General features: G+C 67.9%; 30 protein-coding genes and 2 tRNA genes. 10 read left to right on the forward strand and 22 right to left on the reverse strand.

Features of this window, described 5'->3' with window-relative positions:
- The 5 genes from AC3WPZ_RS23475 to AC3WPZ_RS23495 form a co-directional block, all read right to left on the reverse strand.
- On the reverse strand, window positions 1-311 hold a 311-nt coding region (locus tag AC3WPZ_RS23475), incomplete at its 3' end, for a hypothetical protein (RefSeq protein ID WP_492441814.1).
- 84 nt (window positions 312-395) lie between these two features.
- Window positions 396-1,115 carry an arsenical resistance protein ArsH gene (gene arsH / locus AC3WPZ_RS23480; protein ID WP_444686645.1) on the reverse strand — a complete coding sequence of 240 codons (720 nt, stop codon included), beginning with the start codon at window positions 1,113-1,115 and terminating at the stop codon, window positions 396-398.
- A 16-nt stretch (window positions 1,116-1,131) separates the two neighbouring features.
- Window positions 1,132-2,418, reverse strand: coding sequence for an arsenic transporter (locus tag AC3WPZ_RS23485; RefSeq protein ID WP_444686644.1), 1,287 nt, complete (start codon window positions 2,416-2,418; stop codon window positions 1,132-1,134).
- Between the two features lie 6 nt (window positions 2,419-2,424).
- Entirely contained in the window at window positions 2,425-2,928 is a 504-nt protein-coding gene (locus AC3WPZ_RS23490; RefSeq protein ID WP_444686643.1) for an arsenate reductase ArsC, read from the reverse strand.
- Between the two features lie 19 nt (window positions 2,929-2,947).
- On the reverse strand, window positions 2,948-3,271 hold the full coding sequence (locus AC3WPZ_RS23495; protein WP_444686642.1) for an ArsR/SmtB family transcription factor: 324 nt from the start codon (window positions 3,269-3,271) through the stop codon (window positions 2,948-2,950).
- A gap of 94 nt (window positions 3,272-3,365) precedes the next feature.
- Here AC3WPZ_RS23495 and AC3WPZ_RS23500 point away from each other — a divergent pair, with 94 nt between their 5' ends.
- From AC3WPZ_RS23500 to AC3WPZ_RS23530, 7 genes are all read left to right on the forward strand, one after another.
- Window positions 3,366-4,370, forward strand: a complete 1,005-nt coding sequence (locus AC3WPZ_RS23500; protein ID WP_444686641.1) for a zinc-dependent alcohol dehydrogenase — start codon at window positions 3,366-3,368, stop codon at window positions 4,368-4,370.
- Between the two features lie 31 nt (window positions 4,371-4,401).
- Window positions 4,402-4,824: a 6-pyruvoyl trahydropterin synthase family protein gene (locus AC3WPZ_RS23505; RefSeq protein WP_291117163.1), complete on the forward strand. Its 423-nt coding sequence runs from the start codon at window positions 4,402-4,404 to the stop codon at window positions 4,822-4,824.
- 3 nt (window positions 4,825-4,827) lie between these two features.
- Window positions 4,828-5,883, forward strand: coding sequence for a glycosyltransferase family 4 protein (locus tag AC3WPZ_RS23510; RefSeq protein WP_444686640.1), 1,056 nt, complete (start codon window positions 4,828-4,830; stop codon window positions 5,881-5,883).
- A 64-nt stretch (window positions 5,884-5,947) separates the two neighbouring features.
- On the forward strand, window positions 5,948-6,781 hold the full coding sequence (locus AC3WPZ_RS23515; RefSeq protein WP_444686639.1) for a hypothetical protein: 834 nt from the start codon (window positions 5,948-5,950) through the stop codon (window positions 6,779-6,781).
- 193 nt (window positions 6,782-6,974) lie between these two features.
- Window positions 6,975-7,619 (forward strand): LysE family translocator, encoded by a 645-nt coding sequence (locus tag AC3WPZ_RS23520; RefSeq protein ID WP_444686638.1) that lies wholly within the window; start codon window positions 6,975-6,977, stop codon window positions 7,617-7,619.
- A gap of 19 nt (window positions 7,620-7,638) precedes the next feature.
- Complete coding sequence (locus tag AC3WPZ_RS23525; RefSeq protein WP_382325036.1) at window positions 7,639-7,998, forward strand: hypothetical protein; 360 nt, start codon at window positions 7,639-7,641, stop codon at window positions 7,996-7,998.
- Window positions 7,995-8,288, forward strand: a complete 294-nt coding sequence (locus AC3WPZ_RS23530) for a hypothetical protein (protein ID WP_382325035.1) — start codon at window positions 7,995-7,997, stop codon at window positions 8,286-8,288. The genes AC3WPZ_RS23525 and AC3WPZ_RS23530 overlap by 4 nt, the downstream gene beginning before the upstream one ends.
- Window positions 8,289-8,308: 20 nt before the next feature.
- Here AC3WPZ_RS23530 and AC3WPZ_RS23535 read toward each other — a convergent pair whose 3' ends face one another.
- The 14 genes from AC3WPZ_RS23535 to AC3WPZ_RS23600 form a co-directional block, all read right to left on the reverse strand.
- Window positions 8,309-9,019 carry an ABC transporter ATP-binding protein gene (locus tag AC3WPZ_RS23535; RefSeq protein ID WP_382325033.1) on the reverse strand — a complete coding sequence of 237 codons (711 nt, stop codon included), beginning with the start codon at window positions 9,017-9,019 and terminating at the stop codon, window positions 8,309-8,311.
- On the reverse strand, window positions 9,016-9,780 hold the full coding sequence (locus AC3WPZ_RS23540; protein WP_382157653.1) for an ABC transporter ATP-binding protein: 765 nt from the start codon (window positions 9,778-9,780) through the stop codon (window positions 9,016-9,018). Before AC3WPZ_RS23540 ends, AC3WPZ_RS23535 begins: the two co-directional genes overlap by 4 nt.
- A complete protein-coding gene (locus AC3WPZ_RS23545) occupies window positions 9,777-10,769 on the reverse strand; it encodes a branched-chain amino acid ABC transporter permease (protein ID WP_444686637.1) in 993 nt (330 codons plus the stop codon). Before AC3WPZ_RS23545 ends, AC3WPZ_RS23540 begins: the two co-directional genes overlap by 4 nt.
- Entirely contained in the window at window positions 10,766-11,629 is an 864-nt protein-coding gene (locus AC3WPZ_RS23550; protein ID WP_382157657.1) for a branched-chain amino acid ABC transporter permease, read from the reverse strand. The genes AC3WPZ_RS23545 and AC3WPZ_RS23550 overlap by 4 nt, the downstream gene beginning before the upstream one ends.
- Window positions 11,630-11,726: 97 nt before the next feature.
- Complete coding sequence (locus tag AC3WPZ_RS23555; RefSeq protein WP_444686636.1) at window positions 11,727-12,914, reverse strand: ABC transporter substrate-binding protein; 1,188 nt, start codon at window positions 12,912-12,914, stop codon at window positions 11,727-11,729.
- A 110-nt stretch (window positions 12,915-13,024) separates the two neighbouring features.
- The gene (locus tag AC3WPZ_RS23560; RefSeq protein ID WP_382325027.1) at window positions 13,025-13,501 is read right to left on the reverse strand and encodes a flavodoxin domain-containing protein; all 477 of its coding nucleotides are present in this window, start codon (window positions 13,499-13,501) and stop codon (window positions 13,025-13,027) included.
- 88 nt (window positions 13,502-13,589) lie between these two features.
- Window positions 13,590-13,666: transfer RNA gene (locus AC3WPZ_RS23565), tRNA-Arg, on the reverse strand.
- A gap of 59 nt (window positions 13,667-13,725) precedes the next feature.
- Window positions 13,726-13,802, reverse strand: a tRNA-Pro gene (locus tag AC3WPZ_RS23570).
- Between the two features lie 47 nt (window positions 13,803-13,849).
- Window positions 13,850-14,554 carry a glutathione binding-like protein gene (locus AC3WPZ_RS23575; RefSeq protein WP_444686634.1) on the reverse strand — a complete coding sequence of 235 codons (705 nt, stop codon included), beginning with the start codon at window positions 14,552-14,554 and terminating at the stop codon, window positions 13,850-13,852.
- A 90-nt stretch (window positions 14,555-14,644) separates the two neighbouring features.
- Entirely contained in the window at window positions 14,645-15,904 is a 1,260-nt protein-coding gene (locus tag AC3WPZ_RS23580; protein ID WP_382157666.1) for an acyl-CoA dehydrogenase family protein, read from the reverse strand.
- 39 nt (window positions 15,905-15,943) lie between these two features.
- Window positions 15,944-17,029 carry a phosphotransferase family protein gene (locus tag AC3WPZ_RS23585; RefSeq protein WP_382325025.1) on the reverse strand — a complete coding sequence of 362 codons (1,086 nt, stop codon included), beginning with the start codon at window positions 17,027-17,029 and terminating at the stop codon, window positions 15,944-15,946.
- A 64-nt stretch (window positions 17,030-17,093) separates the two neighbouring features.
- Complete coding sequence (locus tag AC3WPZ_RS23590; RefSeq protein ID WP_382157670.1) at window positions 17,094-17,813, reverse strand: Crp/Fnr family transcriptional regulator; 720 nt, start codon at window positions 17,811-17,813, stop codon at window positions 17,094-17,096.
- A gap of 85 nt (window positions 17,814-17,898) precedes the next feature.
- The gene (locus AC3WPZ_RS23595; protein ID WP_382157672.1) at window positions 17,899-18,678 is read right to left on the reverse strand and encodes an oxepin-CoA hydrolase, alternative type; all 780 of its coding nucleotides are present in this window, start codon (window positions 18,676-18,678) and stop codon (window positions 17,899-17,901) included.
- A 26-nt stretch (window positions 18,679-18,704) separates the two neighbouring features.
- Window positions 18,705-20,225 (reverse strand): 3-hydroxyacyl-CoA dehydrogenase, encoded by a 1,521-nt coding sequence (locus AC3WPZ_RS23600; protein ID WP_444686632.1) that lies wholly within the window; start codon window positions 20,223-20,225, stop codon window positions 18,705-18,707.
- 76 nt (window positions 20,226-20,301) lie between these two features.
- On the opposite strand from AC3WPZ_RS23600, the gene AC3WPZ_RS23605 reads away from it, so the two are divergent.
- Window positions 20,302-22,425 carry a type IV pilus assembly protein FimV gene (locus AC3WPZ_RS23605; RefSeq protein WP_444686631.1) on the forward strand — a complete coding sequence of 708 codons (2,124 nt, stop codon included), beginning with the start codon at window positions 20,302-20,304 and terminating at the stop codon, window positions 22,423-22,425.
- Between the two features lie 70 nt (window positions 22,426-22,495).
- On the opposite strand, the gene AC3WPZ_RS23610 is transcribed toward AC3WPZ_RS23605, so the two are convergent.
- From AC3WPZ_RS23610 to lexA, 3 genes are all read right to left on the reverse strand, one after another.
- A complete protein-coding gene (locus tag AC3WPZ_RS23610) occupies window positions 22,496-23,503 on the reverse strand; it encodes a D-2-hydroxyacid dehydrogenase family protein (RefSeq protein ID WP_444686630.1) in 1,008 nt (335 codons plus the stop codon).
- A 116-nt stretch (window positions 23,504-23,619) separates the two neighbouring features.
- Complete coding sequence (locus AC3WPZ_RS23615; protein ID WP_382325019.1) at window positions 23,620-23,772, reverse strand: hypothetical protein; 153 nt, start codon at window positions 23,770-23,772, stop codon at window positions 23,620-23,622.
- Between the two features lie 354 nt (window positions 23,773-24,126).
- Window positions 24,127-24,804 carry a transcriptional repressor LexA gene (lexA, locus tag AC3WPZ_RS23620; protein WP_382163966.1) on the reverse strand — a complete coding sequence of 226 codons (678 nt, stop codon included), beginning with the start codon at window positions 24,802-24,804 and terminating at the stop codon, window positions 24,127-24,129.
- Between the two features lie 142 nt (window positions 24,805-24,946).
- Here lexA and AC3WPZ_RS23625 point away from each other — a divergent pair, with 142 nt between their 5' ends.
- Window positions 24,947-25,906, forward strand: coding sequence for an asparaginase (locus AC3WPZ_RS23625; RefSeq protein ID WP_444691249.1), 960 nt, complete (start codon window positions 24,947-24,949; stop codon window positions 25,904-25,906).
- A 4-nt stretch (window positions 25,907-25,910) separates the two neighbouring features.
- Window positions 25,911-26,330: a hypothetical protein gene (locus tag AC3WPZ_RS23630; RefSeq protein ID WP_382325015.1), complete on the forward strand. Its 420-nt coding sequence runs from the start codon at window positions 25,911-25,913 to the stop codon at window positions 26,328-26,330.
- Window positions 26,331-26,396 lie beyond the last annotated feature (66 nt).

Genomic DNA, 26,396 nt, shown 5'->3' on the forward strand with positions numbered 1-26,396 from the left:
GGGCGGGGCAGGGCCTCACCCACCAGGGCCGCGAGCAGGGCCATCGAGCCCAGCCGCACCAGGGTCACGCGGTTGGCGGGGCCGAAGCGCGGATGCGGGTGGTGGGCCAGGGCGCGCCACACCAGCCAGGCGCCCAGGCCATACACCAGCCAGGTCTTGGCCATGTAGTCCAGGCCCAGGTCGCCTGCCGCGCCCAGCGCGCTGGCGAGCACGCCCACCAGGGCCGCCACCACCGCCAGATCGCGCGCGGCGTCACGCCGCAGGCCGGCAAGGCCCGGGGCTGAGGCGAGGGGGGCTCCGGTGGTCTTCATGGTGGGCGGTTCCGGCGATCATGGCACGCGCCTCCTTCCGACACCACATCCGCCGATTCGTTCACCGGCGCCGGGTGGCCGCTTTCAGATGCTGCGCAGCTGGACCCGCCGGGACAGGGCTTCGGCGCTCTCCCGCCGCTCGCTGTAGCGGTCCACCAGGTAGGGCGCGCTGTCGCGGGTGAGCACGGTGAACTTCACCAGTTCCTCCATCACGTCCACCACGCGCTCGTGGTACGACGACGGTTTCATGCGGCCGTTCTCCTCGAACTCCTGGTAGGCCTTGGCGACGGAAGACTGGTTCGGAATCGTCAGCATGCGCATCCAGCGGCCCAGCACGCGCAACTGGTTCACCGCGTTGAAGGACTGCGAGCCGCCCGAGACCTGCATCACCGCCAGGGTCTTGCCCTGCGTCGGCCGCACCGAGCCCTCCGACAGCGGAATCCAGTCGATCTGCGCCTTCAGGATGCCGGTCATGGCGCCGTGGCGTTCCGGCGAACACCAGACCATGCCCTCGGACCACCGGGCCAGGTCGCGCAGCTCGCGCACCTTCGGGTGGTCCTCCGGCACCGCGTCGGGCAGCGGCAAGTCCCTGGGGTCGAAGGTGCGTGTGTCGGCTCCCATGGCTTGCAGGAGGCGGGCGGCCTCCTCGGTGAGCAGGCGGCTGTAGGACCGCTCTCGGAGCGAGCCGTACAGCAGCAGGATGCGCGGCGCATGGGTCGCCCGCTCCTGGGGAAACAGGCGCTCGACATCCAGCGGCTGAAACGCGGCAGGGTCGAGCGGGGGCAGATCGATTTCGAGGGTCATGTGAAGGGGCGGGTTGTCAGGTCGCGCCCAGGCGGAGGGCCAGGGCCGCCAGCGTGACCGCGAGAACGGGCAGCGTCAGCACGACGCCGACCCGGAAGTAATAGCCCCAGGCGATGGTGGTGCCCTTGCGGGCCAGCACGTGGAGCCACAGCAGCGTGGCCAGGCTGCCGATGGGCGTGATCTTGGGGCCTAGGTCGCAGCCGATGAGGTTGGCGTAGACCATGGCCTCCTTCACCACGCCGGTGGCCGTGGACTGCTCGATCGACAGCGCACCGACCAGCACCGTGGGCATGTTGTTCATCACCGACGACAGCGCGGCCGCCAGGAAACCCGTGCCCATGGCCGCGCCCCAGACGCCGCCCTGGGCGAACCGGTCCAGCAGCGCGGCGAGGTGGCCCGTCAGCCCGGCGTTGCGCAGGCCGTAGACCACCAGGTACATGCCCAGCGAGAAGACCACGATCTGCCAGGGTGCTTCCTTCAGCACCTTGCGGGTGCCGATGACGTGGCCCCGGGCCGCGACGGCGAGGAGCAGGACCGCGCCCGCCGCCGCCACCGCGCTCACGGGAACGCCCAGCGGCTCCAGCCCGAAGAAGCCCACCAGCAGCAGGCCCAGCACCGCCCAGCCGGCGCGGAAGGTGTTCAGGTCGCGGATGGCGGCGGCGGGCGCCTTCAGCTGGCGCAGGTCGTAGGTCGCCGGCAGGTCGCGGCGGAAGTACAGGTAGAGCACCACCAGGCTGGCGGCCACCGACGCGAGGTTCACCGGCACCATGACGGCGGCGTAGCGGTTGAAGCCGATGCCGAAGAAATCGGCCGAGACGATGTTCACGAGGTTGGACACCACCAGGGGCAGGCTGGCGGTGTCGGCGATGAAACCGGCCGCCATGACGAAAGCCAGCGTGGTGGCGGGCGAGAAGCCCAGCGCGACCAGCATGGCCATGACGATGGGTGTGAGGATGAGGGCCGCCCCGTCGTTGGCGAAGAGCGCGGCGACCACCGCGCCCAGCAGCACGATGAGGGCGAACAGCCGGGGACCGTGGCCACCGCCCCAGCGCGCGAAGTGCAGGGCGGCCCACTCGAAGAAGCCCGCCTCGTCCAGCACCAGGCTGATGACGATGACCGCCACGAAGGTGGCGGTGGCGTTCCAGACGATGTGCCAGACCACCGGGATGTCGGACAGCTGGACCACACCCGCCAGCAGCGCCACCACCGCGCCGAGCAGCGCGCTCCAGCCGATCCCCAGCCCCCGGGGTTGCCAGATGACGAGCAGCAGCGTGAACGCAAAGATCAGGACGGCCGCGAACATGCCGGCTCAGCGCTGGGCCAGTTCGCGTGCCGTGTTCTGGAGCGCCAGCCGATCCACGCTGGCCGGCGGCAGGCTGACCAGGAACTCCAGGCGCCGGCGGATGGCGAGCAGGGTTTCGCGGAAAGCCTCCAGCTGTTGCTCGGCCGTGCCCTTGACCTCGGACGGGTCGGCATAGCCCCAATGGGCCGTGGCGGGCTGGCCTGGCCAGTAGGGGCAGGTCTCACCGGCGGCGTTGTCGCACACCGTGATGACCAGGTCCATGTGGGGCGCGTCCGGCTGGCCGAATTCGTCCCAGCTCTTGCTGTGCAGTCCCTCGGTGGCCATGCCGGCGCGCTGCAGCACCTCCAGGGCCAGCGGGTGGGGCTGCTGGTTCTCGCGCGGGCTGCTGCCGGCGGAGAAGGCCTTGAAGCGGCCTCGGCCCAGGTGGTTCAGCGTGGCTTCGGCCAGGATGCTGCGGGCCGAGTTGTGGGTGCAGAGGAAGAGCACGTTCAGGGGCGTTGGGGTGGTCATGGTGGCGGGCAATGAAGGGTCAGCATTGGCAGGAGGAGCTGCTGTCCACGGCGCATTCCGCACCCTGGCAGCAGTTGTCGGTGAGGTAACCGAGCAGCCCGTTCATCTGCTCGTAGGCGGCGCGGTAGACCAGGTGCCGGCTGGACCGCTCCTGCGTCACCAGGCCCGCCGAAGCCAGCTCCTTCAAGTGGAACGACAGGGTGGTGTTGGGGATCTCCAGGGCCTCGCTCATCACGCCGGGTGTGAGGCCGGCCTGGCCATTGACGACCAGGGCGCGGAACACCCGCAGGCGAAGGGGGTGGGCCAGGGCGCCGAGCGCGCGGACGACATCGGTTTCGTTCATGCGCTGAATCATACGATATTTCGATTAATGTGGAAATATTGGCCATAGGTCAAACTACGCCCACCCCGCCGACACCGCTTTCCCCCCTTCGCCCATGCCCATCGCCTCCGATCCGTCCGCCGCCGTTTCCGCCCAGGCTTGCTGGGTGGTCAGCCCCGGCCTCGCCGAGATTCGCGACGAAACCCTGCCACCGCTTCCCGATGGCTTCGCCCGCGTGCGCACCCTGCACACCGGCGTGAGCCGGGGCACCGAGGGCCTGGTGTTCCGGGGCGAGGTGCCTGCCAGCGAGGCGCAGCGCATGCGCGCCCCGTTCCAGGCGGGCGATTTCCCCGGCCCGGTGAAATACGGTTACGTGAACGTGGGTGTGGTCGAAGCCGGGCCACCCGAGCTGCTCGGGCGCGAGGTGTTCTGCCTCTACCCGCACCAGACCGTGTTCCAGGTGCCCGCGTCCGTGCTGGTGCCGCTGCCCGCCGGGGTGCCCGCCGCGCGCGCCGTGCTGGCCGCGAACCTGGAAACCGCCATCAACGCCCTGTGGGACGGCCAGCCCAACCCGGGCGACCGCATCGCCGTGGTGGGCGGGGGCGCGCTCGGCTTGCTGGTGGCCTGGCTCGCGGCGCGCCTGCCCGAAGGCAGCGTGCAAGTGGTGGACACGAACCCCACGCGCGCGGGCATCGCGGCCGCGCTCGGTGCCGGCTTTGCCCTGCCCGAAGCGGCGCAGCCGCAGGCCGATCTGGTCATCCACACCAGCGGCCAATCGGCCGGGCTGGCCACCGCGCTGGGCTTGGCGGCCTTCGAGGCCACGGTGCTCGAACTCAGCTGGTACGGCAGCCGCCCGGTCAGCGTGCCGCTGGGCGAGGCCTTCCATTCGCAGCGGCTCACGCTCAAGAGCTCGCAGGTGGGCCATGTGGCCAAGCGCCAGCGCGACCGCTGGAGCCACCGCCAGCGCCTGGAACTCGCGCTCTCGCTGCTCACCGAGCCGGCGCTGGACGCGCTGGTCACCCACACCGCGCCCTTCGCCGAGCTGCCGCAGGTGCTCGCGCGGCTGGCCGGTGCCGATGCGCCCGACACCCTGTGCCAGCGCATCGACTACCCTGCGTGATCCTTCCCGCCTTTCAAAGGACCCCCGACCGATGTACGCCGTCAACGTCAGAGACCATTTCATGATCGCCCACAGCTTCCAGGGCGCGGTGTTCGGGCCGGCCCAGCGCATGCACGGCGCCACCTACGTGGTGGACCTCGAACTGCGCCGCGAGGCGCTGGATGCCGACGGCATCGTGGTCGACATCGGCCTGGCCACGCAGGTGCTGCGCGAGACGCTGGCCGTGCTCAACTTCCAGAACCTGGACGAGATGCCCGAGTTCAAGGGCCGCAACACCACCACCGAGTTCCTGGCGCGCGTGATCTTCGACCACATCGCCGTGCGCATCGCGGCCGGCGCGCTCGGCGCGCAGGCGCTGCCCACCGCGCAGTCGGCCGGCCTGCGGCAGATGAAGGTGACCCTGCACGAATCGCACGTGGCCTGGGCCTCGTACGAAGGCCCGCTGCCGGTCTGAGCCATGCCCGGCCAGCGCGTCTGCCACTTCCTGCTGCCGGGCGACTGGCACATCCCCACGGGCGGCTACACCTACGACCGCCGGCTCTCGCTCGCCCTGCGCGAGCAGGGGTGGACGGTGCTGCCTGAGGTGCTGGAAGGCGCCTGGCCCTGGCCCGACGACAGCGACCTCTCGGCCGCCCTGGCCCGCATCGCGGCCCTGCCCGATGGCGCGCTGGTGATCGCCGACGGCCTGGCCTTCGGCGCCCTGGCGCGCGTGGTGCGGCCGCATGCCCAGCGCCTGCGCTGGGTTGCCCATGTGCACCATCCGCTGCACCTGGAAACGGGCCTGAGCGCTGCGGACAGCGCACACCTGCGCACGGCCGAGGCGCAAGCCCTGCAACTGGTGCGGCAGGTGGTGGTGCCCAGCCGCCGCACGCTCGACGACGTGGCCGCCCTGGGCGTCCCGCCCGAGCGCATCGCCGTGGTGGAGCCGGGCACCGATCCGTCGCTCCCACCGCAGTCCACTCCCCGGCGCGACGGCCCGGTGCAACTGCTCTGCGTGGCCACGCTCACGCCGCGCAAGGGCCATGCCCTGCTGCTGCAGGCGCTTGCCAGCCTCACGCAACTGCCGTGGGTGCTGCACCTGGTGGGCAGCGCCGAGCGCGACCCCGGCACCGCCGCGCGCCTGCAGGCCCTGGCCGCGCCGCTGGGCGAGCGCGTCGTCTGGCACGGCGAGCTGCCGGGCCCAGCGCTGCGCGCGCACTACCTGGCGGCCGATGTCTTCGTGCTGCCCTCGCTCTACGAGGGCTATGGCATGGTGATCGCCGAGGCCATCGCCCACGGCCTGCCGGTGGTCACCACCGACGGCGGGGCGCTGGCCCACACGCTGCCGCCCGGCGCTGGTCTGCAGGTGCCCGCCGGTGATGTGGCCGCGCTGCAGGCCGCGCTGGAGCGCGTGCTGGCCGATGCCGGGCTGCGCGAGCGCCTGGGCGCTGGCGCGCGCGAAGCCGCCGCCGCGCTGCCCACCTGGCCGCAGCAGGCCGCGCGCTACGCGGCCGTGCTGGAGGCCATGGCATGAGCGCCGCGCCGGGCCGGGTCGCCCCAAGCAAGCTCGCACCGCAGGCGAAGCCGAAGGTACAGCAGTGAGCCGCGCCCACTTCAGCGCCGACTGGCTGCAACAGCGCGAACCCTTCGACACCGCGGCGCGCGACGAGGCCGCCAGGCACCTGCAACTGGCCGCGCGGTTCCATGCCATGGCCCCACCGGCGGGCACACCCTGGCGCGTGATCGACCTGGGCTGCGGCACCGGCGCGAACCAGCGCTGGCTCGCGCCCCGGCTGGGCGGACCGCAGCAATGGCTGGTGGTGGACCACGACGCCGCACTGCTGCGCGGCTGGCCACCCGGCGCCAGCGGCCCGGGTTTCGAGGCGTCCATTGTCTGCCGGCAGCTGGACCTCGCGCGGCATCTGGACACGCTGCCCTGGCACGCGGCCCATCTCGTCACCGCGTCGGCCTTGCTTGATCTCGTGAGCGCCGACTGGCTGCAACGGCTGGTGTCGCACGCCGTGGCCGCGCGCGCGGCCATGCTCTTCACGCTCAGCGTGGACGGCCGCCACGACTGGGAGCCCGGCGACCCGCTGGACTCGACCGTGGGCCGGCTCTTCGCCCGGCACCAGCGGCGCGACAAGGGCTTTGGCCCCGCGCTCGGTGCGGCTGCCTTGCCGGCCTTGCGCCGCGCGCTGCAGGGCAGCGGCTACCGCGTGTTCAGCGCGGCCAGCGACTGGCGCATCCACAGCCTGGAAAGCGCACAGGCCGGCGCGCTGCACCACGCGCTGGTCGACGGCATCGCCCACGCCGCGTGCGAGCAGGAGCCCGCGTCCCTCGCCGCGCTGGAAGCGTGGCGGCAACGGCGGCACGCGAATGCCACTGCGGGCAGCCTGCGCGTGGGCCATGTGGACCTGCTCGCCTTGCCCTGACCGGCCCTCAACCCGCCGCTGCGCGCGCGAGCCCCTGGCCTCGATCGGGCGAGCGTTCAAAAGCGGTGATGGTGGGGTCCATGAGAAAGTTTTCTGCTTTCACGGTCCCGACGTTCGAGGCCGGCGTCCATCGACATCCTCGAGTTTTTTCCGGGCTGCGGCGATACTGGCGATCCCGATTTCTGGAGTTCCCATGCTTCCCGACACGCCTCTGCTTCTGGCTTTCGTGGGCGCCAGCCTGGTGCTGGCCCTGACCCCCGGTCCCGCCGTCGTCTACATCGTGGCCCGCACCCTGGCGCAAGGGCGCGCCTGCGGTCTTTCGTCCGTGCTGGGCGTGGCCCTCGGCAACCTCGCCAACGCCCTCGGCGCCGCGCTCGGGTTGGCCGCCTTGTTCGCAGTGTCGTCGGTGGCCTTCACGGTGGTGAAGTGGGCCGGCGCGGCCTACCTCGTGTACCTGGGCATCCGCCTGTGGATGGCGGCGTCGCCACTGGCCGACGGCGCCGCGCCCCAGGTGCCGGCGCAGTCCTTGCGGCGCGTCTTCCGCGATGGCTTCCTGGTGGCGCTGCTGAACCCGAAAACCACCCTGTTCTTCGCCGCCTTCCTGCCGCAGTTCATGGACGCGCACGGCGCCAACCCCTTGCTGCAGACCCTGGCGCTCGGCGGTGTGTTCGTGGCCATTGCGTGCTGCACCGACATCCTCTACGTGCTCACCGCCAGCCTGGTCGCGCCGCGCCTGGGCCGCGCGGCACGGCACGGTGTCTGGGGCAACCGGATCGCCGGCACGTCCTTCATCGGCCTGGGCGTGCTCACGGCGATGGGGTCGCGGCCTTCGCGTTGATGAGGGACCGACGCGCTGCATGATGAACCTCTACGAAGTCATCCGCTGGGGCAACGACTCGGACGACGTCTTCACCGGCGGTCCCAACGGCCCCGACACCTGTTTTCTCGTTCGCGCCGGCTCGGTGGAGCAGGCGGCCAGCCTGGCCGACGCCGAGTTGGCCAGGCGACCATCGCAGGTGGTTGAAAACTGGGCCGGCGCCGTCCACCTCCTGGGCGTCGAGCAGGCGAGGGAAGACGTCCCTCGGGTGCTGCGAGGACCCTACATTCAGCACGCCTACACCCATGGCTGGCGCTGCTGGCACCGGGACGCTCCCTCGGACCCCTGGGTCGAACACCAGGTCGCTGCCGCTGACGTGGCGCCCACCGGGCCCACATGAAGCGCTTGTCGTGCAGCCGCTGCCAGCGGCCAGTTTCTTTCACGCCCACCAGACAGGAGGAGCTGCGGCGGTGCCGGCAGTTCCTGGCATTCGCCGCGGTCCTGGCCGCCGTTGCCGTTGGGCTGTCCCTGGCCGGCGTGCCGCTGTGGCCCTGGTGGGTCGGTGGGATGGCGGTCTTTGTGTTGAGCCAGGCTGCGCTCAAATGGCAGGCCAGCCGATGGGCCTTCTGCGATCCCTGCCAGCACGGCCGTTATGTCTACCGGCGCGCGGCGAGCCCGGACGATGAATAGGGCCGGGTCGTTGCCGCGTCTCAGACACCCAGGTACTGTTCCAGCAACTCCGGCTGCGCGTGCAGCTGTTCCGAGCTGCCTTCGAAGACCACCTCACCTTTGACGAGGATCACGTTGCGGTCGGTGATCTGGGTGACGTGCTTCCAGTTCTTGTCCACGATCACGCTGCTGATGCCGCTCTCCCGGATCAGGCCGCAGATGCGCCAGATCTCGCGCGCGATCAGGGGCGCCAGGCCCTCGGTGGCCTCGTCGAGGATGAGCAGGTCGGGGTTGGTCATGAGCGCGCGGCCGATGGTGAGCATCTGCTGCTCGCCGCCGCTGAGCTGCTGCCCGCCGTGGTTCAGGCGCTCGGCCAGGCGCGGGAAGGTGTCGAGCACACGCTCGTAGGTCCAGTCGCGCTGGCCCTGTGTGCCGGCGCGCGCCGACATCACCAGGTTCTCGCGCACGCTCAGGTTGCCGAAGATGCCGCGGCCTTCGGGCACATAGGCGATGCCCAGGCGGGCGATCTCGAAGGTGGGGGCGCCGGTCATGTCCTGGCCCTTCACATGCACCTTGCCACCGCTGGGTTTGACGATGCCCATGATCGACTTGAGCAAGGTCGTCTTGCCCATGCCGTTGCGGCCCATCAGGCCGATGGTCTGGCCCTTGTCGACGGTGAAGTCCACGCCGCGCAGGATGTGGCTGGCGCCGTAGTGGGTGTGAAGGCCTCTGGCCTGGATCAGCGCGCTCATTCGTGCTCCTCGCCGAGGTAGGCCGCCTGCACGCCTGCGTCGGCGCGGACTTCGGCCGGCGTGCCGCTGGCGATCACCTGGCCGTTGACCATGACGGTGAGCCGGTCGGCCAGGGTGAACACGGCATCCATGTCGTGCTCCACGAGCATCATGGCGTGGTCCTTCTTGATTTTGAGCAGCAGCTCGACCATGCGCTCGGCCTCGGCGTGGCCCATGCCGGCCAGAGGCTCGTCGAGCAGCAGCACGGTGGGTTCGGTGGCCAGGGTCATGGCAATCTCCAGCTGGCGCTGCTCGCCGTGGCTGGTGGTGCCCGCGATGGTGCCCACGCGGGCCGTGAGGCCGGCGAGTTCGATGGCGCGTTCGCAGCGGCGGTTGACTTCGGTCATCGCACTGGCCGCCGAGAGCCAGCGCAGCGGGTTCCACGGGCCATGCCGTTCACGCGACTGGGCGGCCAGGCGCACGTTGTCCCACACGCTGAAGGGCAGGAAGATGTTGGTCTTCTGGTAGCTGCGGCCCAGGCCCAGGCGCGAGATGCGTTCGGGATTCTTGCCGGCCGTTTCGGTGCCGTTGAGCGTGATGCGGCCGGAGGTGGGGGGCAGGTCGCCCGAGAGCAGGTTGGTCAAGGTGGACTTGCCCGCGCCGTTGGGGCCGATCACCGCGTGGATGCGGTCGCGGTGCAGATCCACCGACACGTCGTTGACGGCGGCCAGGCCGCCGAAGCGCTTGGTGAGGCTTTTCGCCGAGAGCAGGAGCTCGCTCATGGGGCACCCCGCTTGCGGGAGAACTGCGCCACCAGGCCCAGCAAGCCGCGCGGCGCGAACACCACGATCAGCACGATGAAGCTGCCCATCAGCAACTGCCAGTGCTTGGTGAGGTCCTTGAAGAAGTGCATGACGTACTCGAACGCGAAGGCCCCCACGATGGCGCCCGCGAAGTTGCCCATGCCGCCGAGGATGACCATCATGATGGCGTGCGCGCTCATGTGAAAGCCCATGAGTTCGGGGTTCACGTAGCCGGTCTGCGCGGCCCACAGGAAGCCCGCCACGCCGGCCAGCGCGCCGGCCAGGGTGAAGGCGGCGAGCTTGTAGCCGAAGGTGCCGTAGCCCACCGCGCGCATGCGGTGCTCGTTCACGCGGATGCCGGCGAGCACGCGGCCGAAGGGCGAGAACAGCAGGCGCCGCAGGAAGGCGTAGACCAGCACCAGCACCAGCAGGGTGAAGTAGTAGAAGGTGGTCTTGTTGTCCAGGTCGATGCCGGTCCAGCCGAACAGCGAGGCGTCGGGCCGGAAGTTCACGTACAGGCCGTCGGAGCCGCCGAGCGCCTTGTTGTCGAAGAACAGGAAGAACACCATCTGCGCGAAGGCCATGGTGACCATGATGAAGTAGATGCCGTGCGTGCGCACCACGAAGAAGCCGATGATCAGCGCCGCCAGGCCCGCGCCCAGGGCCGAGACGGGCAGCGCCCACCACAGGCTGATGGGCGTGTCGGCCGGCGTGAGGAAGGCCAGGGCGTAACCTGCCAGACCGAAGTAGGCGGCGTGGCCGAGCGAGACCAGGCCGGTCACGCCCTGCAGCAGATCGAGGCTCATCGCGAAGATGGCCAGGATCATCATCTGCGAGAGCATCTGCAGGTAGAAGTCGACACCCGTCAGGGGCATGAGCGGGAAGGCGGCGAGGGCGATGGCGCCCAGCAGCAGGATCACCTGCATGCTGCGCGGCAGCTTTTCCAGCTGGGCTTTGGGCGAACTCATTGTTTGAACAGCCCTTCAGGCTTGTAAAGCAGCACGGCGGCCATGAGCATGTAGACGGCCATGCCGGCGATCTGCGGCACCAGCACCTTGCCGAAGGTGTCGACCAGGCCCACCAGCAGCGCGGCCACGAGGGCCCCGCGCACCGAGCCGATGCCACCGATGACGACCACCACGAAGCACATGATCAGCACCGAGCTGCCCATGCCGGGGTACACGCTGGAAACGGGCGAGGCGATCATGCCGGCGATGGCCGCCAGGGCCACGCCCAGCGCGAACACCACGCCATGGATGAGCCGGATGTTGATGCCGAGCGACTCGGTCATCTCGCGGTTGAAGGCGCCCGCGCGGATCTTCATGCCCAGGCGGGTCCTGGAGATGAGCAGGTACAGGCCGAGGGCGAGCGCGATGCACACGCCCGACATTACCAGCCGGTAGACCGGGTAGGACAGGTTGTCCGTAAGCGGGATCGACCAGTTCAGCATCTCCGGCACCTGCACCGAGTGCACGTCGTCGCCCCAGAGAATGGAGCGCACTTCCTCGAAGATGTAGATCAGGCCGAAGGTCAGCAGCACCTGGTCCAGGTGGTCGCGGCGGTAGAAGTGGCGGAACAGCAGCCATTCCAGCAGCCAGCCCAGCACGACGGCGATGACCGTGCCCAGCACGATGGCCAGCACCAGGCTGTCGAGCTGCGACACCAGGAACCAGGCCAGGTAGGCGCCCAGCATGTAGAAACTGCCATGCGCGAGGTTGACCACGCCCATGATGCCGAAGATCAGGGTGAGCCCGGCCGCCAGCATGAACAGCAACAGGCCGTACTGCAGGCTGTTGAGCAACTGGATCAGGAAGTTGGCGAAGTCCATGAAGCGGGGCGGTGAGGATCAGGCCAGGAAGGCGAGCAAAAACCAGACCAGCGCCTGTGGGCGCCGGTCTGTGGAGGCACGAGTGAGGCGGGGGCGATCAGCCCATGCGGCAGCCGGTGGCCGGGTCGGCCACGGCTTTCTGCGCGATGCCGATCACCTTGTTTTCCTTGTTCTCGACCTTGCGCATGTAGATGTCCTGGATCGGGTTGTGGGCCTTGCTCATGGTCCACTTGCCGCGCGGGCTGTCGATGGTGGCGCCTTCCATGGCGGCGTACAGCGCCTTCTTGTTGTTGAGGTCGCCCTTGACGGCGTTGGCGCCCTTGATCAGCAGCAGGCCGGTGTCGTAGCCCTGCACGGCGTACACATCGGGTTGCAGGCGGAAGGCCTTGGCGTACTCCAGGCGGAACTGCTTGTCGCGCGGCGTGTTCAGCGAGTCGCCATAGTGCATGGTGGTGAGCACGCCGTTGGCCGCGGGACCGGCCGCTTCCAGCACGCCCTCGGTCAGGAAGCCCGAGCCGTAGAGCTGGATGGTCTTGTTCAGGCCCGCCGCGGCGTAGTCGCTCATGAACTTGGCCGCGCCGCCACCGGCGAAGAAGCAGGCCACGGCATCGGGCTTGAGCGAGGCGATCTCGGTCAGCAGCGCCTGGAATTCCACGTTCGGGAAGGGCAGGCCCAGCTTCTTCATGATGGTGCCGCCGGCCGCGGTGTAGCTCTGCTCGAAGCCTTCGAAGGCTTCGTCGCCGGCCGCGTAGTTCCAGGTGATCCACACCGCCTTCTTGTGGCCGTTGGCCACCATGGCCTTGCCCAGCGCCAGCGTGGGCTGCGAGTTGGTGAACGAGGTGCGGAACACGTTGGGGGCGCACTGGGCGCGGGTGGCCACGTGCACGCCTGCGTTGGGGATCAGGTTGAGCACGCCGGTGTCGCGTGCCACCTTGTGGATGCCCATCTGCACGCCCGAGTGCACGGTGCCCACGAGCACGTCCACCTTGTCGCGCTGCACCAGGCGGGTCGCGTTCTCGATGCCCTTGGCCGGGTTGGATTCGTCGTCCACCTTGAAGTACTCGACTTCACGGCCACCGAGCTTGCCGCCTTGCTCGTTGAGGGCCATGCGGAAACCGTTCTCGATCGCCACGCCGAGCTGGGCGAAGGTGCCGGTGTACGGCAGCATGAAACCCACGCGCACCTTGTCCGACTGCGCACGTGCCAACTCGGGCAGCAGCAGGCCGGTGGATGCGGCGCCGATCACGGCGGCGCTGCGGGTCAGGACGATTCGGCGGGTGGTCATGGAGTTCTCCTGTGGGTGGTTGCCGGAATGCGGTTCACTGTAGACGCGGGGTAGGGGATTGACGATCCAGAATTACCCGTACTTGAGGTCTAAAACATTTATGTCTGAATTTAAGAGGCGGGTTGCATGGCCAGCGCGAGCCACTCGCGGCACCAAGCCGCGCCGACCACCTCGGCCTCGGTGCCCGCCGACGCGTCATGGCAGAACACGTCTCCCACACGCACGGCGCCCAGATCGGCGAGACGCTCGTCGAACCGCCGACCACCCTGGCAGAACGTCTGCGGATGGGTGCCGTGGTCGCCCAGTGCGATCACGCCGTAGCGCACGTGGCCCAGAAACTTGGGCTCGTTGCCCAGGGATTCGTACAGCGCCCGGGCGTTGTCCGGCACGTCACCCGAGCCGTAGGTGGATGTGCATATGAGATATAGTGCATCCCCGTCAAAAACTCGGATGTCCAATCCGTCCATCATGCGCACCTCGATCTCGGGGATCAGGTCGGCGCAATCCATCTCGATGGCCTGAGCCACGTACTCGGCGGTGTTGGTCATCGTGCCAACGAGGATGAGGAGTCTGGAGGGTGGGTTCATGATTCAGAAGCTGCAATATACTTCATGAATTCCCGATGAATCATCGGGTAAACCCTCGTTGATGCGCTGGGTCGCGTGGCCCCTTGGGTGGCCTGCCCGGAGGGACTCGAACCCCCGACCTGCTGCTTAGAAGGCAGCTGCTCTATCCGGTTGAGCTACGGGCAGACAGGGCGACTGGCGATGCAAAAAAGGCCCACACTGTGGGCCTTTTTGTTCTTGATGAATGGTCGGAGCGGCGGGATTCGAACTCGCGACCCTCTGCTCCCAAAGCAGATGCGCTACCAGGCTGCGCTACGCTCCGACTAAGCGGCGAATTGTACCTGCTGAAATGAGGTGTTCCGGTCGGGCTCAGCGTTTTTCGTACTGCGTCTTGCCAAACAGCACTTCGCGCGACTTGTCATCGGTGATCGGTTTGCGCGCGTCGGCCAGCACCGCCACGCCGCGTTGCACCGCGGGGCGGGCGGCAATGGCGTCGAACCACTGTTTCAGGTGCGGGAAGTCGGCCCAGTCGATGCCCTGGTTCTGCCAGTTGCGCAGCCAGGGGAAGATCGCGATGTCGGCGATGCTGTACTGGTTGCCCGCGATGAACTTCTGCGCCTCGAGTTGCCGGTCCATGACGCCGTAGAGCCGCCTGGCTTCGTTGGTGTAGCGATCGATGGCATAGCCGATCTTCTCGGGCGCGTACTGCCGGAAGTGGTGGTTCTGGCCGAGCATGGGGCCCACGCCGCCCATCTGGAACATCAACCACTCCAGCACCTTGAATTTGGCGCGGTCGCTTTTGGGCAGGAACTTGCCGGTCTTGGCCGCGAGGTAGAGCAGGATCGCGCCCGACTCGAACAGGCTGATGGGCTGGCCATCGGGACCGTCGGGGTCGACCAGTGCCGGAATCTTGTTGTTTGGGCTGATCTTGAGAAAGGCCGGTTCGAACTGATCGCCCTTGCCGATGTTGACGGGATGGACCCGCCAGTCCCGGCCGAGCCGCAGTCCACACTCCTCCAGCATGATGTGGACCTTGTGTCCATTGGGGGTTGGCCAGGAGTGGACGTCGATCATGGGACTTGCCTTTCTTGCGGGAGGGTGGCTGAGGAGCTGGCCACTCTACGGGAATTCAAAAACCCGTGCTCACCCTCCCGGCATGCCGGCTCAGAAGCCGCGCGTGACAGGCATGTCCACCTCGGTCTTCACCAGCATGTGCTTGGCCAGTTCCAGCTTGGCGATGGACTGGCGGTGCACCTCGTCGGGGCCATCGGCCAGGCGCAGGGTGCGCTGGCCGGCGTAGGCGTAGGCCAGTGGGAAATCGTCGCTCACGCCGCCGCCGCCATGGGCCTGAATGGCCATGTCGATGATGTCGCAGGCCATGTTGGGTGCCACCACCTTGATCATGGCGATCTCGGCCTTGGCGACCTTGTTGCCGACGGTGTCCATCATGTAGGCCGCCTTGAGCGTGAGCAGGCGCGCCATCTCGATGCGGCAGCGCGCATCGGCGATGCGCTCGTGCCAGACCGATTGGGCCGACACCGGCTTGCCGAAGGCCACGCGGCTGTTCAGGCGCTTGCACATCAGCTCCAGCGCGCGCTCGGCCGCGCCGATGGAGCGCATGCAGTGGTGGATGCGGCCCGGGCCCAAGCGGCCCTGCGCGATCTCGAACCCCCGGCCTTCGCCGAGCAGGATGTTGCCCACCGGCACGCGCACGTCCTTGAGCACCACTTCCATGTGGCCGTGCGGCGCGTCGTCGTAGCCGAACACCGACAGCGGTCGCACCACGGTGATGCCCTTGCTGTTGGCCGGCACGATGATCATGGACTGCTGCGAGTGGCGCGGCGCATCGGGGTTGGTCTTGCCCATCACGATGTAGACCGCGCAGCGCGGGTCACCGGCGCCGGAGGACCACCACTTGCGGCCGTTGATGACGTAGTGGTCGCCGTCGCGCTCGATGCGGCACTGGATGTTGGTGGCGTCCGACGAGGCGACCTCGGGTTCGGTCATCAGGAAGGCCGAGCGGATCTCGCCGCGCAGCAGCGGCTCGAGCCACTCGTCCTTGAGTTCCTCGCTGGCGTAGCGCTCGAAGGTTTCCATGTTGCCGGTGTCGGGGGCCGAGCAGTTGAAGACCTCGGCCGCGAACGGCACGCGGCCCATGATTTCGCACATGGGTGCGTACTCGAGGTTGGACAGACCCTGCGGCGCGCGCGGGCTGCGCGGCAGGAACAGGTTCCACAGGCCGGCCTTGAGCGCCTTGGGCTTGAGTTCCTCGATGATCGTGGTGGGCAGCCAGGGGTTGCCCTTGGCGCGGTTGGCGGCGATCTCGGCGAAGAAGCGCGCTTCGTTGGGGTAGATGTGCTCGTCCATGAACGCCAGCAAACGCTCGCGCATGTCCTTGACCTTGTCGGTGTAGTCGAAATTCATCTTGGCTCCAGTGGAAAAAGGGTGTGAGTGTGAAGAGGGTCAGCGGGCGCTGGCGAAGCCCCAGGCCATCTCGGCCAGGGGGCGGGCGCCGGCGGCGGATTTCACCGCCTGTTCGTTGGACGCGGTGCCGGTTTCCACCCGCTTGGCAATGCCCTGCAGGATGGCCGCGAGGCGGAACATGTTGTAGGCGAGGTAGAAGTTCCAGTCCGCTTTGAGTTGCTCGGGGCTGGCGATGCCGGTGCGTTCGCAGTAGCGCGAGATGTAGGCGTCTTCGGAAGGGATGCCCAGCTCGGCCAGGTCCAGTCCCTGGATGCCGCGGAACATGCCGGGCGGGATGTGCCAGGACATGCAGTGGTAGCTGAAATCGGCCAGCGGGTGGCCCAGCGTCGAGAGTTCCCAGTCGAGCACGGCGAGCACGCGCGGCTCGGTGGCGTGGAACATCAGGTTGTCGAGGCGGAAGTCGCCATGTACCACCGACACCATGGACTCGTCGCGCGCCATGGCCGGGATGTTCTGCGGCAGCCATTCCATGAGGCGGTCCATCTCCGGGATGGGCTGCGTGATGGAGGCCTGGTACTGCTTGCTCCAGCGGCCGATCTGGCGCTCGAAATAGTTGCCGGGCTTGCCATAGTCGGTCAGGCCGATCGCGTCGGGCTTGACGGTGTGCAGCGCCGCCATGACGCGGTTCATCTCGTCGTAGAGGGCGGCGCGTTGCGCGCGGTCCATGCCGGGCAGCGACTGTTCCCAGAGCACGCGCCCATCCACGCACTCCATGACATAGAAGGCCCGGCCGATCACCGATTCGTCTTCGCACAGCACGTGCATCCGCGCCACCGGCACACCCGTGCCGTGCAGCGCGCTCATCACACGGAACTCACGCTCGATCGCATGGGCCGAGGGCAGCAGCTTGGCCACGGGCCCGGGCTTGGCCCGCATCACGTAGGCGCGTTGCGGCGTGATGAGCTTGTAGGTGGGGTTGGACTGGCCGCCCTTGAACATCTCCACCGAGAGCGGGCCGGCGAAGCCCGGCAGCCGGTCTGTCAGCCAGCGTTCGAGGGCCGGGATGTCGAAGGTGTGTTGTGCCGCAACGGGCCGGGTGCCGACGAAATTCTGGGTGTCGCTCATGGTGTGCGGCTCAAGGCCGTTGTGGGTTGACGGGCCTGAAGCAGCAGTGGCGACAACGCCGGGGTCAGGACTCGGCTTCGGCGATGCGCATGAGCATGTCGCGGTTGCGCACCACCACACCGCCTTGTTCGATGCGGATCGCGTCCTCGCGCTCCATCGACTTGAGCTCCTGGTTCACGCGCTGCCGCGACGCGCCCAGCAGCTGCGCCAGTTCCTCCTGCGCGAGCTGCAGGCCGATGCGCATTTCGCTGCCGTCGGCCAGGCAGGGCACGCCGTAGCTGCGCACCAGGTGCAGCAGCTGTTTGGCCAGCCGCGCGCGCAGGGGCAGGGTGTTGAGGTCTTCCACCAGGCCGAACAGCGTGCGGATGCGCCGTGCCTGCAGTCGCATGAGCGCTTCGTACAGCTCCACGTGCGAGGCCAGGATCTTCTGGAAATCGGTGCGCGCCACGCACAGCAAGGTGGTGGCGCCATGCGCGTAGGCATCGTGCGTGCGCTGGTCGCCGTCGAACATCGCCACATCGCCGAACCACACCCCGGGCTCCACATAGGTCAGCGTGATCTGCTTGCCCGAGAGCGAGGTCGAGCTCACGCGCACCGCCCCACGGGCGACCGCCGACCATTCGGTCGGTGGGTCGCCGCGTGCGACGATGAGATCGCCGTCCTTGAATCGCTTGACGTGGGCGCATCGGAGGATGTCGTGACGCAGGGAAGGTGAAAGGCTGCTGAACCAGCGACCGTTGTTGATCGCCTCGCGTTCTTCCATTGTCAGAATCGGTTCGTCCATGGGCTGTCTTTTGAGTGACTGAGGGTGGCCTTCATTGTCGCCACTGGGACGCGGCGGACAGATCAGGGTATGCGCGCAGACCGCGTCAACGGTAGTTGGCGGCCCGCTTTTCCATGAAGGCCGTGATGCCTTCGCCCGCGTTGGCGTGGTGCAGGTTGCGCACGAAATGATCGCGCTCGGCCGACAGCTGCGCGTGCAGCGTGACCGTCGGGGCGTCGTTGGCGAGTTCCTTGATGCTGCTGAGCGCGTTGGGCGCGCGCGCATTGAGGCGTTCGCACAGCGTCAGCGCATCGTGCAGGGCTTCCCCGGGCGTGCTGGTCTGGGTGATGACGCCCAGTTGCTGCAGCCGCTCGGCGCCGATGCGCTCACCGCACAACAGCAACTGCAGCGCCGTGGCCCGGGGCAGGGCGCGCATCAGGCTCCAGGTGGCTCCGCCGTCGGGCGACAGGCCCACGCTGCTGTACGACATCGCGAACACGCTGTTCTGCGCGGCGATCACCAGGTCGCAAGCCAGCGCCAGCGAAAAACCGGCACCGGCGCACGCGCCTTCCACGGCCGCCACCACGGGCTTGGGGAAGGCGCGGATGGTCTCGATCCAGTTGTGCAAACCCTCGATGCTCTGCGCCTGCACCTCGGGCGGCTGCTGCCGGTTGGCCAGCAGCCGCTGCAGGTTGCCGCCGGCACAGAAGTGCGCGCCTTCGCCCGTGAGCACCACGCTGCGCACTTCGGGGCTGCTTTCGGCCACGTTGAGCGCTTCCACGCCAGCGGCGTACATGTCGGGGCCGAGGGCGTTGCGGTGTTCCGGGTTGCTGATGGTCAGCACCATGGTCTGACCATGGCTGTGGCTCTTGAGGCTGGCGGTCATGCGGTGTCGGTCCTTGCGGTCGGGAATCAGGCTTCTTCGTGCGTCAGGCTCAGGCCCAGCGCGCCACGGCGGCGCAGCCAGGGGGAAGGGCGGTAACGCGGGTCGCCGTACACCGTCTGCAGGTTGAACAGGATCTCCAGCAGGTTGGTGGGACCAATGCGGTCGCCCATGGCCAGCGGCCCCATCGGGTAGCCCAGGCCGAGGGTGACCGCCACGTCCAGGTCGGCCGGCGAGCAGATGCCCTGCTGGCACATGTCGGTCGCGATGTTGACGATGGTGGCCACCACGCGCTGCGTGACGAAACCACCGCTGTCGCGCACCACGCTCACGGCCTTGCCGTCGCTGGCGAACAGGGCGTGAGCGGCGTCGCGCATGTCGGCCCGGGTGGCGGGGTTGGTGGCCAGCACGCGGCGGCGGGTGGAGGCGTCGTCGAGCATCATGTCGATGCCCACGGTGCGCGACGCGTCCAGGCGTTCCACGGCGGCCAGCGTGGTCACGTCCAGACCCAGCGGCGCCACCAGAATGAGCGCGGCGGCCGACGGCGCGGCGGCGGTCTCGATGTGCGCGCCCAGGTCCTTGAGCAACTGATAGAGCTCGGCCCGGCGGGCTGCCTTGGGCGAGACCCAGACCGGTGGCAGCTCCGCGACGGTCGGCGCGGCCACGTCGGCCGGCACCTGGGCCACGCCCTTGTCGTAGGCATAGAAACCTTCACCAACCTTCTTGCCCACCACGCCCCCAGCCAGGCGCTGGGCGGTGATCACGCTGGGGCGGTAGCGCGGCTCTTCGAAATACTGGTGGTAGATCGACTCCATCACGGGGTGCGACACGTCCAGCGCCGTCAGGTCCATCAGCTCGAACGGGCCGAGCTTGAAGCCCATCTGGTCCTTGAGGATGCGGTCGATGGTGGCGAAATCGGCCACGCGTTCGCCCACCACGCGCAGGGCTTCGGTGCCGTAGCCGCGGCCGGCGTGGTTGACGATGAAGCCCGGCGTGTCCTGTGCCGAGACCGGCGTGTGACCGAACTGGCGGGTGTAGTCCGTCAGGCGCTGGCAGACCGTGGCGCTGGTCTTGAGGCCGGCAATGACCTCGACCACCTTCATCAGGGGCACCGGGTTGAAGAAGTGGTAGCCAGCGAGTTGGGCCGGGCGCTTGAGCGCGGCACCGATCGAGGTGACCGAGAGCGACGAGGTGTTGGTGGCCAGCACCGCATCCGGTTGGACGATGGCTTCGAGATCGGCAAACAGGCGTTGCTTGACGTCGAGCCGTTCGACGATGGCTTCCACCACCAGATCGCAGGGCGCGAGGTCGGTCAGCGCGCCGGCCAAATGCACCCGTGCCAGGCAGTCTTCCATCTGGCTGGCCTCCATGCGGTTCTTGCCCACCAGTGTCTGCCAGGTGCCTTGAAGGGCGGCGCGAGCCGCCTCCGCCGCGCCGGCCTGCACGTCGAAGAGCCAGACCTGGCTGCCGGCCTGGGCCGCCATCTGGGCAATGCCGCGGCCCATGGCACCGGTCCCGACGATGCCCGTATGAAGAAATATGGGTTGCATAAGTGTGTTGTATTTGGAATGAGGGTGCCTGGAGCTATGACAAAATGATCCAACGAAAGAACGAAGGGCTTCCAACGTGCGCCAGACATGGACAGGCTGTATTTTGCTATTAACTGCGCTGGGCAGTTCGGCGGCCACGCTGGGGCGGCACAGTGGTGCAGCTGTCATCGGACAACCTCTCGATGTCCGGGTTCAGGTTCTTCTCGCTCCGGGTGAGGATCTCACCAACCAGTGCCTCAATGCGGATGTCTTTTTTGGCGATACGCAAGTGTCGCCCGGTCTGGTTCGCAGCACGCCCCAGAAAGCCGAGGCCGAGTCCTCGGTGCGTATCCAGACTCGGCAGCCCATCAACGAACCCATCGTCACCTTGTACGTGCGTGCCGGCTGCGGCACCGCGTTCACCCGCCGCTTCGTGCTGCTGGCCGACCCGCTCAACGAGCCGATGGCGCCGGTCGACCGATCCAACAACCCGGTGGCCGTGGCGCCCCCGGCGGTGGCGCAGGCGCCTTCCACGCCTGCGGGTCCCGGTGTCGCGGGCGGCAGCCTGGTAGAGAGTGGCACCGCCAGCGCTCGGCCGCCCGTTGCGGCTGGCCCTGTGGCTTCGCCATCGGCACGGCCTGCGCCCAAGCCCGCCGCGAAACCGGGTGCCACCGCGTCGCCCCGTGCGAGCAGTGTGGTGCGCCGTCCACCGGCACCCCCTGCGGCGCCCCGCCTGCAGCTGGACCCGATCGATCTGGATGCGGGCATCGAGCGCGATCCGACGCTCAAGCTCTCGCCCTTCTTGCTGAGTGAGCCCGCCACCTCCGAAGAAGCCCGCGCCGCCGCCGGCCTGCTCTGGAAGTCTCTCAGCGCGTCGCCGGAAGACATCCTGCGGGACGCCCAGAAACTCGCGGCGCTGGAGGCGGAAGCCGAGCAACTGCGCAACGCCCGGGCCCAGAGCCAGAACAGCATTGGCGAGCTGAACGCCCAACTGAATGAGGCGCGTGACCAGCGCTACCGCAACTGGCTGGTGTACCTGCTGGGCGCACTGCTGTTGCTGACGCTTCTGGCGCTGCTGATGGCGTCGCGCCGCCGTCCAGCGCAGGCCGGGTCCGAGGCGTCCCGTGCGTGGTGGTCCTCGACGCCTGAAGACAAAACCATGCCGGCACAGCTCCGCAAGCCCGTGCGCCAGGGCGCCCCGACGGTGGCGGCCCCCGCGCCCGGCGGCGTGGAACTCGATCTCCACCTGGATCAGGATTCGTCGCTGGACGATTTGCAGGCCCTCGATGGCGCCGCTGCGCGCGAGAGCGATCCACAGCCGGAATCGGCGGTTGCGCTGCCATCGCGCGACCGTCGGGATTTTTCACCGAGCGCCTTGGGCATCTCCCGTTCGGTGGCCACGGAAGAGTTGTTCGACATTCAGCAGCAGGCCGACTTTTTCGTGTCGCTGGGTGAAGACGAGCAGGCCATCCAAGTGCTGCGCAACCACCTGGCCGAGAGCCATGAGCCCAGCCCCCTGGCTTACCTGGATCTGTTCAAGCTCTATCACCGCCTGGGGCGCCGCGAAGACTACGACGCCCTGCGCGACGAGTTCAACCACGTCTTCAATGCCGGCGCGCCGCCCTTCAACCGCTACACCGACGGTGGTCGAGGCCTTGAAGCCTACGAAACGGCCTTCAGCCGCATTCAGTCGCTGTGGCCGGAGCCCCGGGTGCTGGACCTGATCGAGGAGTCGATCTTCCGGGACGCCAGCGACGACGAAGTCGAGGTGTTCGATCTCGAGGCGTACCGCGAGCTCTTGCTGTTGCACGCGATGGCCAAGGAGCTGATCAAGCGAGACGAGCCGTCCGCGGCAAAGCACAGCGAATTCCGGCACACGAACATGCAACCGCTGAAAGCCGACGGCCGGCGTCCGAGCGCGCCAGCCGGCAAGAAGCCCCCCGTCGCTGAAGAGCCTGCTGGCGGTCGCAACACCCAGCCGATGGACCTGGGTGTGCTGGTGCCTGCGTCGTCCCACCTGGGCCTGGACATCAACCTGAACGACCTCTCCGAGTTCTCTGCCTTCGAGGCCTTGTTGCCAGAGGTGTCGCCGCCCGTGGAGCCGACCGCCAAGGCAGGTGACGCCCAGGACCTGCCGCTGAGCAACCTGATCGATTTCGAGGTGTTGGACTTCATGCCGCCGGACGACGAGCCAGGCTCGAAGCCGGATGGCAAACGCTGACGCCCTTGGTACCCAGAAAAAACGCCGGTGACAACCGGCGTTTTTTCTGGGGTGAGGTCGATCGCAGCCATCAGCGTCGAACCTGCAGCGCGCCTGGATTGACGATATTGGTCGGTGTGCCCTTGATGTAGTTGACCACGTTGTCGAACGCAGAGGAGAAGTACATCTCGTAGCTGTCCTGCTCGACATAGCCGATGTGGGGCGTGCAGATGCAGTTTTCGAGCCGCAGCAGGGCATGGCCTTGCAGGATGGGCTCGGATTCGAACACGTCGATCGCGGCCATGCCCGGGCGACCCCGGTTCAGCGCGGCGATCAGCGCCTCGGGCTGGATGAGCTCGGCGCGGGAGGTGTTGACCAACAGCGCGGAGGTCTTCATGGCGGCGAGGTCTTCGGGTGTCACACAGCCCGCGTTGCTCTCGCTCAGCCGCAAGTGCAGGCTCAGCACGTCGGCCGTTTCAAACAGGGCTGCCTTGCTGGGGGCCACATCGAAACCATCGGACGCGGCGCGGGCACAGCTTTCTTCGCTGCCCCACACGATCACGCGCATGCCGAAGGCCCGCCCGTAACCTGCCACCATCTGCCCGATGCGGCCGTAGCTCCAGATGCCCAGCGTCTTGCCACGCAGCACCATGCCCACGCCGAAGTTGGCGGGCATGGCCGCGGCCTTCAGCCCAGCCTGTTGCCAGGCGCCATGCTTGAGGTTGGAGACGTATTGCGGGATGCGGCGCATGGCCGCAAGCATCAGGGCCCAGGTGAGCTCGGCGGTGGAGACGGGTGAACCCACGCCCTCGGCCACCGCGATGCCACGCTCGGTGCAGGCATTGACGTCCACATGCTCACCCACGCGCCCGGTCTGGGCGATGAGTTTGAGCCGGGGGAGTTTTTCAACCAGTTGACGGGTGATGGCGGTGCGTTCCCGGATCAGGACCAGCACATCGGCATCGCGCAATCGGATGGACAGCTGGCCCACGCCCTTGACCGTGTTGGTGAAGACTTTGGCCGGGTAAGGCTCCAGTTTCTCGGCACACCGCAGTTTGCGCACAGCGTCCTGATAGTCATCAAGGATCACAATATTCATGACCCTATTGTGCCTTCACCTCCCAGGCCTTCCGGGCCGCTGACCCCTGGTTACAAGCAGGCACGGCGCGCCGGGAGCCTGGAGGATGGCCGTGTGCTCGCTGGCGGCGGCCGAGTTCAGGCCGCGCGCGTGGACAGCTGGCGTTCCTGGTCGGCCAGTCGATCGAGTTCGGCGCACACATCGTTGATGCGGCCCGAGATCACCAGCCTGACACCGGCCCGGTGCGCCGCCGCGGGGCCGGTCTGCTGCAGCACGCGCACGCGAGGCACAGGGTCCGCTGCCGGTGGCACGGCCCGCAAGACAAGTGGACTGCGGGTTGTGCTGGCGCGCTTGAGCCACCCGGCACGCGCAAAGCGCTGTACAACCTGCGTGGCCACGGGCTCGTTGGCGGCCGTTGCCCGGCGAAGGGCGGGAGAGGGCAACCAGCAGTCGATCAACTGCAAAGGGGCGCGCCACGTGTTGGTGTTGAAAATTTTTCCCATGCGAAACTCCATTGGGTGGGGTTGAACACAGGCAGGATTGCAAAATCAAACGCCTTCGCAGGGATGTGTCCTTGTGGTGGGTTGTGCACCCACCGGGACCAAACGCCCGCCACCTGCTGAGGCGACACGGACCGGGATCGGTCAGAGCTGGAAGCTGTTGCGGATCAGGCCCACGGCGAGTCCTTCGATTTCGAATGGCTCGCCCGGTTCGACGACGATGGTCTTGTAGTCGGGGTTTTCCGCGTGCAATTCAATCAGGTGCTGGCGCCGCATGAAGCGTTTGACGGTGACGTCGTCACCCAGGCGGGCCACCACGATCTGGCCGTTCTTGGCTTCCTTCGTGGCCTGCACGGCGAGCAGATCGCCGTCCATGATGCCGATGTCGCGCATGGACATGCCACGCACCTTGAGCAGGTAGTCGGGCGTGCGCTGGAACAGGCTGCGCTCGACCTGGTAGGTCTGGTCCACATGCTCCTGCGCCAGGATGGGCGAACCGGCTGCGACGCGACCGATCAGGGGGAGCACCAGCTGGGCCAGGCTGGGGATCGGCAGTGTAAGCTGGCGCCCGCGCGAATCGTTGATGGACTGCAGGTCTTCGCTGCGCAGGCGGATGCCTCGCGAAGTGCCACTGACCAGTTCGATCACGCCCTTGCGCGCCAGCGCTTGCAGATGCTCTTCGGCGGCATTGGCCGACTTGAACCCGAGTTCGCTGGCGATTTCGGCACGGGTGGGCGGTGCGCCGGTGCGTGCGATCGCCGTCTGGATCAATTCCAGAATCTGTTGCTGCCGGGCGGTGAGCTTCGGTGCGGTATGGGGCATGTCGAGCATGAGGACCTCGTCGGGAACGTGGTGGCCAAGGGGAACGCCATCTGGGAAGGCAGGAACAACGCGGGAAGTGGCTGATACCTGTTTTCTTATCCAGTATCTGTATTTTTAACCAGTTTTCAAGGATTGGCAAGTGGTGGACACAAATCAGGGCCGGCGGCTCGTGATCCTGGGCACGGGCGGCACCATCGCCGGGCGTGCGGCGCAGGCGGGCGACAACGTGGGCTACGTGGCGGGGCAGGTCGGCGTGGCCGATCTGGTGGCGGCCGTTCCGGCTTTGGCCGGCGTGCCGTTGGAGGTGGAGCAGGTCGCCCAGATCGACAGCAAGGACATGGGCCTGCCGGTGTGGCAGGCGCTGGCGGCACGGCTCCAGGCGCATCTGGACGATCCCCAGGTGTCGGCGGTGATCGTGACGCACGGCACCGACACCCTGGAGGAAACGGCGTTCGTGCTGCAGCGCCTGCTCCAACCCACCAAGCCTGTGGTGCTGACCTGCGCGATGCGCCCGGCTTCCGCGCTGGTGCCGGATGGGCCGCAGAACCTTGCCGACGCGCTGGCCGTGGTGCGGCATGGGGAGGCCGGCGTGGTGGTGGTGTGTGCCGGACAGGTGCACGGCGCGCTGGAGGTGGCGAAGGTGCACACCTACCGCCTGGACGCTTTTGACTCTGGAGACGCGGGGCCGCTGGCTTGTGTGGAGGAGGGGGAGGTGCGCCGTTTCCGATCCCGGGGCGCCTCCGTTGCTTCCCACGATCCAGCCCCGCTGGCCCGCTTCCTGGCGGCCGACGCCCTGCCTCGGGTCGAACTGGTGACCAGCCATGCCGACGCGGACGGCAGCCTGGTGCGGGCCTTGATGGCGCCAGGCGCCGCCCGTCCCTTGCGGGGCATCGTGGTGGCCGGCACGGGCAACGGTACCGTTCACCAGGCGCTGACCGATGCGCTGAATGCCGCGCAGGCACAACGGGTGCGGGTGGTGCTGGCGACGCGTTGTGCGCGCGGAAGGGTGGTGCCGCACGCTGGCCTGCCATTCGCGCACTCGGCCGGGCTCTCGCCGGTCAAGGCCCGGTTGGCGCTGGCGCTGGACCTGCTGATGGAATGACGCGATGTTCGCCGCGCTCGGTGCCCACGCCTGGGCGTACCCCATGCTGGAAGTGGCCCATCTGCTGGGCGTGGCGCTGTTGCTCGGCAACCTGACGCTGCTGGAACTGCGGGTGTTCGGCTGGGGCCAGAGCCTGCCTGTGGAGCCCCTGGCGAAACTGAGCCTGGGCCTGGTGGCGGTGGGTTTCGCACTGGCCGCCGTGTCGGGCCTCCTGATGTTCGGTACCCAGGCCGGGGAACTGCTGGCCAATCGCGTGTTCACAGCCAAGATGGTGTTGATCATGCTGGCGGGGTGCAACGCCGGCTGGTTCCACGCCCGCCGATCGCTGCAGCGCCAGGACCGCACTGCGCGCCTCTTGATGCTGCTGTCGTCGGCCTTGTGGCTGCTGGTGCTGACCTGCGGCCGTTGGATCGGTTACGTGTGATGGGAAGGAGATCTCCATGCAACGACGTGATGTGATTCGGACCGGGGCCTGGCTGGGCCTGGGGGG

The organism is Hydrogenophaga sp. FW305-3-2-15-A-LB1, assembly GCF_058787875.1.

Excerpts from the sequence above, each read along its gene's own strand:
- AC3WPZ_RS23490 (WP_444686643.1), bottom strand. The coding sequence starts at position 2,928 with ATGACCACCCCAACGCCCCTGAACGTGCTCTTCCTCTGCACCCACAAC.
- arsH (WP_444686645.1), bottom strand. The coding sequence starts at position 1,115 with ATGACCCTCGAAATCGATCTGCCCCCGCTCGACCCTGCCGCGTTTCAG.
- AC3WPZ_RS23510 (WP_444686640.1), top strand. The coding sequence starts at position 4,828 with ATGCCCGGCCAGCGCGTCTGCCACTTCCTGCTGCCGGGCGACTGGCAC.
- AC3WPZ_RS23590 (WP_382157670.1), bottom strand. The coding sequence starts at position 17,813 with ATGGACGAACCGATTCTGACAATGGAAGAACGCGAGGCGATCAACAAC.
- AC3WPZ_RS23555 (WP_444686636.1), bottom strand. The coding sequence starts at position 12,914 with ATGACCACCCGCCGAATCGTCCTGACCCGCAGCGCCGCCGTGATCGGC.
- AC3WPZ_RS23485 (WP_444686644.1), bottom strand. The coding sequence starts at position 2,418 with ATGTTCGCGGCCGTCCTGATCTTTGCGTTCACGCTGCTGCTCGTCATC.
- AC3WPZ_RS23585 (WP_382325025.1), bottom strand. The coding sequence starts at position 17,029 with ATGAGCGACACCCAGAATTTCGTCGGCACCCGGCCCGTTGCGGCACAA.
- AC3WPZ_RS23610 (WP_444686630.1), bottom strand. The coding sequence starts at position 23,503 with ATGAATATTGTGATCCTTGATGACTATCAGGACGCTGTGCGCAAACTG.
- AC3WPZ_RS23500 (WP_444686641.1), top strand. The coding sequence starts at position 3,366 with ATGCCCATCGCCTCCGATCCGTCCGCCGCCGTTTCCGCCCAGGCTTGC.
- AC3WPZ_RS23560 (WP_382325027.1), bottom strand. The coding sequence starts at position 13,501 with ATGAACCCACCCTCCAGACTCCTCATCCTCGTTGGCACGATGACCAAC.
- AC3WPZ_RS23575 (WP_444686634.1), bottom strand. The coding sequence starts at position 14,554 with ATGATCGACGTCCACTCCTGGCCAACCCCCAATGGACACAAGGTCCAC.
- AC3WPZ_RS23540 (WP_382157653.1), bottom strand. The coding sequence starts at position 9,780 with ATGAGCGAGCTCCTGCTCTCGGCGAAAAGCCTCACCAAGCGCTTCGGC.
- AC3WPZ_RS23535 (WP_382325033.1), bottom strand. The coding sequence starts at position 9,019 with ATGAGCGCGCTGATCCAGGCCAGAGGCCTTCACACCCACTACGGCGCC.
- AC3WPZ_RS23495 (WP_444686642.1), bottom strand. The coding sequence starts at position 3,271 with ATGAACGAAACCGATGTCGTCCGCGCGCTCGGCGCCCTGGCCCACCCC.
- AC3WPZ_RS23600 (WP_444686632.1), bottom strand. The coding sequence starts at position 20,225 with ATGCAACCCATATTTCTTCATACGGGCATCGTCGGGACCGGTGCCATG.
- AC3WPZ_RS23595 (WP_382157672.1), bottom strand. The coding sequence starts at position 18,678 with ATGACCGCCAGCCTCAAGAGCCACAGCCATGGTCAGACCATGGTGCTG.
- AC3WPZ_RS23630 (WP_382325015.1), top strand. The coding sequence starts at position 25,911 with ATGTTCGCCGCGCTCGGTGCCCACGCCTGGGCGTACCCCATGCTGGAA.
- lexA (WP_382163966.1), bottom strand. The coding sequence starts at position 24,804 with ATGCCCCATACCGCACCGAAGCTCACCGCCCGGCAGCAACAGATTCTG.
- AC3WPZ_RS23525 (WP_382325036.1), top strand. The coding sequence starts at position 7,639 with ATGATGAACCTCTACGAAGTCATCCGCTGGGGCAACGACTCGGACGAC.
- AC3WPZ_RS23550 (WP_382157657.1), bottom strand. The coding sequence starts at position 11,629 with ATGGACTTCGCCAACTTCCTGATCCAGTTGCTCAACAGCCTGCAGTAC.
- AC3WPZ_RS23505 (WP_291117163.1), top strand. The coding sequence starts at position 4,402 with ATGTACGCCGTCAACGTCAGAGACCATTTCATGATCGCCCACAGCTTC.
- AC3WPZ_RS23545 (WP_444686637.1), bottom strand. The coding sequence starts at position 10,769 with ATGAGTTCGCCCAAAGCCCAGCTGGAAAAGCTGCCGCGCAGCATGCAG.
- AC3WPZ_RS23580 (WP_382157666.1), bottom strand. The coding sequence starts at position 15,904 with ATGAATTTCGACTACACCGACAAGGTCAAGGACATGCGCGAGCGTTTG.
- AC3WPZ_RS23530 (WP_382325035.1), top strand. The coding sequence starts at position 7,995 with ATGAAGCGCTTGTCGTGCAGCCGCTGCCAGCGGCCAGTTTCTTTCACG.
- AC3WPZ_RS23520 (WP_444686638.1), top strand. The coding sequence starts at position 6,975 with ATGCTTCCCGACACGCCTCTGCTTCTGGCTTTCGTGGGCGCCAGCCTG.